We start from the raw sequence: 3,770 nt of genomic DNA, 5'->3' as shown, positions 1-3,770 counted from the left end.
TGTCTGGCTATCTTCAATACATTGCGAAGAAAGGTAACAAAACAGCATCTTTGCATTAACTGACTTTCACAGAAAAAGGTCAAATTTCCAGGAACAGATGGAAGAATCATATCTCCTTTATTCTAAACCATCGGATTATTATTCCTATGGAACAGGTGCTAAAGCTCAAACATGTTCTCTCCGCCTTTCAGATCATAGACTTTTCCTTCCCAAACAAAGGTTCCGCTGACCCCATCAGGCAAGTTAATTTCTGCTTTCAATCCTTTCTCCGATTTGCGATATGCTACTGAAATTTTACCTTCAGGGTGTGGCATTTCACCTTCTATTTTTTGAATTGTTCCCAGGTGAGGTTCAATTCTCACTTTGGCGAAATGAGGGGCAACACTCTCAATTCCGAGCACCGTTCGGTAAAGCTCAATATTCGGACTTGATCCCCAGGCATGGCAATCGGAACGTGTCGTTTCAACGTCGGACGTTTCGCCCCAGGTAGTCATCCCTAAGTCGATATTTTTGCGCCAAATGTCCAACCACTCTAAGTAGTGATCTCCCAAGCCAGCTTTAACCAAGGCTAAGTGGAGATAGTATTTAAAGTAAATGGAAGCTTGGGCCAGAGTCGTATCTTCCAACATCGTCTTAGCCATAACCTCAGCTTGTGGTCCTTTCGCTAATCCAGCCAAAATTGCAAGAGAATTGGCATGTTGTGAGAACAGATCTTTTTGGGGCGTATCGGCATACAATCCACGGGATTCATCCCAGTATTTATCCTGAATAGTCTTTGCCAGCTTATCGCTAAGTTTAGCATACAAAGCAGCGTATTCCGCAGATCCTTCAGCTTGCTCCAACGCTTGTCCCGACTGAAGAGCCAGCAGTAACTGCAAATCGATCAAAGCAGAAGTACCGTCTTCCATCATTGGAGCAACCCCCATCTTCCACTCCGAAACCCAATCGGTAAAATTCCAGCCAGGCACATTCTTCAATGAGCCATCGGCATCTACATGCGAAATGAAATAATTCAGAATCTGGCGAGTACCCAGCAATTTACTTTTCACAAACTCTGAATCTTTTCCCATCATCATATAATCGTACAATGCGCTGACATACCACAATGAATAAGGCGGAATAACCTGTCCCTGCGTATCGGGATACCGGCTCAACGTATACCCATCTGGCTGTCGGGAATAATCCCACAAGCTAAGTGCATATTTCGCCAAGCGGTCGTCGCCACTGTTGTAATACGAAATCATCATCTGGATACGGGCATCCCCTATGTATTGCAAACGTTCATAATACGGGCAATCCATGTAAGTTTCAACTGCGCAAAGTCGGGCTGTTCGCCAACCGATCGCCAAAATTTGATTCAACTCATTGTTGTCAACCTCCAGCTTGGCATTCATCTCAAACGGATAACCGGTAAATGTGCCGTAGAAGTCATTGATGCTTAACGGCTCGTCTTTTGTTTCAACGGCGATTTCCACATAGCGATAGGTACGCCAATTTAATGTTGTAAACTCCTGATTTGAAGCTCCATTCGAAATAATCGTATCCTGCCGGCCTGAGATTGTTTTCCCGTCAATCTCATTCCGGTTATTTTTAGCTCCTTCTGCATCATACAAAGCTTCAGCATAGGTCAGCACGATGGTCGCATTTTTCCCACCGCTAAACAATAAGGTGGAATAAGCATTGGTCAAAAATGATTGGTCAAGCAGAATTCGGCCGGTGCTGTTTGCAGGAACCATAACTGCCGCTTTTTCCTGCGGGAATGTTTCCGGCACCACTACACCTTCAGTTTTTCGGGTAGCCACCAGCCGCTGAGGCGTTAACTCCATCGGAGGAATCATGGCCGGGGTCAAGGTCCAGCCGCTGCGCGTATTAAAGCCAAAGCCAACAAAGGCCCGGTCAACAAAACCTTCAGGTTGTAGCCAGCTACTGTCATCAAAACCGGCTTTGTTCCATCCCTGAACTTTCAGGTTCATGTCGACTTTGTCTCCAGCTCCAGCGGCGTAATAGCCACGCACTTTTTGTCGGATAGGCGTATAGCTGTGATCATCAACACACTTCCAACTTGTATTCGTATTGACAGCCTTCGTCGCATCACTGGTACCCTGCACCAATAAGGCGGTCCGCTTCGAAAATTGAAAAACCGGTTTCAACTCACCTTCATTCCAAACCATCACAGCCAGCAGATTATTACCGGCCTTTAAATAAGGAGCAAGATCTACGGGTTCATAATTCCAATGCTTAATATCGCCAATTACCGGCCCCAGGGAAACCAACTGCTCATTCACAAAAAGTTTGTAGCGATTATCTGCTGAAACACGTATTTCAAATGTTTCCGGAACGGTATCCACTCGGAAACTTTTTCGAAACAAATAAAGTCCCGGATCATTTTCACCAGCTTTCGGTACGTATATCCAACTGGCATCCCATTCCGGATCAGGCTCTCCAAACTGGGCCGAAACTGATAGAGACAACAAAATAATCAGAAAGGTTATGAGCGTTTTCATCATTGGGAATTTTGAGGTGAATGAGAAATTCAGGTCTATTTCAAAGCCTTTTCGTTATAGTTTACCCTTACACCGAATTGATTGATGATCAAATCCAGGCCAAGCATTGCTCCCGGGTTCTTTTCTCCAACGATCTTGCCGGACAAAGCTCCCTTACTAATGGTGGCCAAATCTTCGATACGCTGCGGAGTTTCAACATTGGGGCCGAAAAAGTGTCCGGGATAGAACTTTTCAATTCCTTGGTCGGCCATTATTTTGCTTATTTTTTCGCAAGTTGCCAGTAAGGTTGAGAATTTGGTTGTCAAAAGTAAATTGCCTGAACCAAATGAGTCACCGCTAAAACCGTAGTGTGCCGCCTTGTCGATAAAAGTTGTTGAACCCGGCGTATGTCCCGGTGTGAAAACAACCTCCAACTGACGTCCTCCAAGATCAATGATTTCGCCGTCTTTCAGATATTTAACTTTCCCTTTGTAGTTGGGCATAAACTGGGGAATACCAACCGTATCTGCAGGATTGATGTACAACTCCGGGAAATAGTCGATTGAGGCGCCAGTATGATCGGGGTGAACATGTGTTGCAACTAACATCACAGGTTTTGAGGTAATCGAAGCCACAATTTGATCCAAATCTTTGATATTTGTTCCGGCATCAATTAAAACGGCTTTTGTATCCCCTTCAACCAGATAAAGGCTTTCGTTGAACATGACGTGCCCTGTTCCGATCCAGGTATGTTCGTCCAGTTGATGGAAAACTACATCATCTCCTTTATAAACTTCTTTTCCTTCAATATTCGACTGAGGTTGTGCAAATACAGCAAACTGAATCGCAACAATCAGCATGGCTATTAGTGATATTCTTTTCATTTTTTTCTTAATTTTTTGAATAAAAGTTGGACGGCTAAAACTAAATTAGAGCATACTGGCTTGTCCTACTGAAGCAGCGACTTCCAGCAGCTTTTTATCGTGATTATGTACCAAGCTGGATTGATTGTCGAATAGCATAGTCGCTCCACCCTCCGGAGTGAACGGGGCCCATTCCGGCACCATCTCATTATTGGGATTTCCGGTCCAGGCAAAAGTTGCCCAAGTCTTGCTCATCTTCCCTGCTAATGCGTACGCCTCGGGCGAACCACTATTATATTCTTCGGTGCGTGCAATATTGTTGAAGACAAAAGCGATTTCCATGCAATGGCTCGATTTCAACATGCCATCCAGATGCGGAGCATTCCATTTGAACACATAATTATAAACAGGAGCTCCCCCCGGG

The 3,770-nt window shown here is 44.7% G+C and carries 3 protein-coding genes; all 3 read right to left on the bottom strand.

Features of this window, described 5'->3' with window-relative positions; all coding sequences use genetic code 11:
- Nucleotides 1-158: 158 nt before the first annotated feature.
- The gene (locus AC37HE_RS06385) at nt 159-2,507 is read right to left on the bottom strand and encodes an alpha-L-rhamnosidase-related protein (RefSeq protein WP_500781964.1); all 2,349 of its coding nucleotides are present in this window, start codon (nt 2,505-2,507) and stop codon (nt 159-161) included.
- A gap of 32 nt (nt 2,508-2,539) precedes the next feature.
- A complete protein-coding gene (locus AC37HE_RS06380; RefSeq protein WP_500781962.1) occupies nt 2,540-3,367 on the bottom strand; it encodes an MBL fold metallo-hydrolase in 828 nt (275 codons plus the stop codon).
- Between the two features lie 45 nt (nt 3,368-3,412).
- A partial coding sequence (locus AC37HE_RS06375) for a carboxylesterase family protein (RefSeq protein WP_500781960.1) occupies nt 3,413-3,770 on the bottom strand: 358 nt, incomplete at its 5' end.

This window comes from Mangrovibacterium sp., from assembly GCF_059905295.1.
This window is presented reverse-complemented; position numbering and strand designations above follow the sequence as displayed.

Bases quoted from the DNA above. Each gene is read 5' to 3' on its own strand.
- AC37HE_RS06385 (WP_500781964.1), bottom strand. From the start codon at position 2,507: ATGATGAAAACGCTCATAACCTTTCTGATTATTTTGTTGTCTCTATCA.
- AC37HE_RS06380 (WP_500781962.1), bottom strand. From the start codon at position 3,367: ATGAAAAGAATATCACTAATAGCCATGCTGATTGTTGCGATTCAGTTT.